1 protein-coding gene is annotated in these 1,590 nt (G+C 66.4%); it reads left to right on the forward strand.

Annotated features, from left to right (window positions below; all coding sequences use genetic code 11):
- Nucleotides 1-296: 296 nt before the first annotated feature.
- Nucleotides 297-1,436, forward strand: coding sequence for a flagellin N-terminal helical domain-containing protein (locus ACRYR2_RS24980; RefSeq protein ID WP_432565704.1), 1,140 nt, complete (start codon nucleotides 297-299; stop codon nucleotides 1,434-1,436).
- The last annotated feature ends 154 nt before the right edge of the window (nucleotides 1,437-1,590 follow it).

Here is a 1,590-nt window from a genome sequence, read left to right on the forward strand (position 1 = left end):
CCCGTGGTCGCGCGGGGCGTCGTGGTGCCCCCACTCCCGCCAAAACCAGGACACCCCGTGTGGATCCTTGGAGGAGGTGGCGGGGGGCCGCCCGGGCGCCACCCGTCGGTGGGGGCAGGTCACGGCCGGCCGGCCTGGAGGGACTCCAGGTGGCCGTGGCGCGGTTCTGGAGCATCACCCGTTTGCCACACGGCGAACAGCTCAGGTGCCGGCGCCCCACGCCGATGAATCAAGTGTCAGGGCCACGGATGGCCAGCACTGACAGACCGACCCCACATCACGGAGGAATCGTCATCATGGGTCTTCGCATCAACAACAACATCGCGGCTCTCAACAGCTACAACAACGTGAACCGCACGGACAAGGCTGTCTCGTCCTCGCTCGAGAAGCTGTCCTCCGGCTACCGGATCAACAAGGCTGCCGACGACGCTGCCGGCCTGGTCATCTCCGAGGGCCTGCGCTCGCAGATCGGCGGGCTCACGGTCGCCGCACGCAACGCCCAGGACGGCGTCAGCGTGGCTCAGACGGCTGACGGTGCGCTTGGCACTGTGACGAGCATCCTGCAGCGTATGCGCGACCTCTCGGTGCAGATGGCCAACGACAGCAACAGCGACGACTCTCGCGATGCTGCCCAGACCGAGCTCAGCTCGCTCTCGGACGAGCTCGACCGCATCGCTGAGGCGACCACGTTCAACGGTGAAAAGCTGCTGAGCGGTACCTTCACCAACAAGACCTTCCAGGTCGGTGCGGGTAACGACCTCAACGCTGACCGCATCACGATGAACATCGCGGCGACCGGTGCCTCGGCTGCGAACGCGACGTTCTCCACCGCTGCGGGCATCACCGCTAGCACCGACATCGTCCTCACCCAGGGCGGGTCCGTCACGACAATCGACGGTTCGACCCTCACGACCTCCAGTGACGCAGCGGACATCGCCAAGCAGTTGAATGCGCATGCCGACTTCAAGTCGAACTACAAGGCGTCGGTCACCTCGGACGGCTACCTGAAGATCGAATCCAAGACGGGCAACGCGACTGCGGTGACCGTTACGAGCGGCATCACCGGAACCGCCGCCAGCAACGCAGCGGCTGCTGCTGCTGGCGCGTTCGACTCCGCTTCGCTCCTCCCCTCGGTCGACATCTCCACCAAGGCGGGTGCCCAGAGCGCCATCGACACCATCGACTCGGCGCTGACGAAGGTTTCGGCTGCGCGTGCGGAGGTGGGGGCTGCTCAGAACCGCTTCGAGTACGCGATCAACAACATCAACGTCTCGATCGAGAACCTGACTGCCTCGGAGTCCGCCATCCGCGACACCGACATGGCTGCCGAGATGACCAAGTTCACCAAGAACCAGATCCTCTCGCAGGCCGGCACCTCGATGCTGGCTCAGGCCAACTCTTCCACGCAGAACATCCTCACCCTCCTGCGTGGCTGAGCTCGCGAGTTGAGGACCGTGAGCTCCGGCTGACGGCTACTGAGGCGGGGGGGGGGGGGCCCCCCCGGGGCCCCCCCCCCTCCGGTGTTCACGGGCTCCGCAGGGCGGGCGGGCCACCGGGTCCGCACCCTTCCTGCTGCGCCGTCAGCGCCGC

Source organism: Kineococcus deserti (assembly GCF_050871945.1).
Classification (GTDB): domain Bacteria; phylum Actinomycetota; class Actinomycetes; order Actinomycetales; family Kineococcaceae; genus Kineococcus.

Coding starts and splice junctions, on each gene's coding strand:
- ACRYR2_RS24980 (WP_432565704.1), top strand. CDS start 297: ATGGGTCTTCGCATCAACAACAACATCGCGGCTCTCAACAGCTACAAC.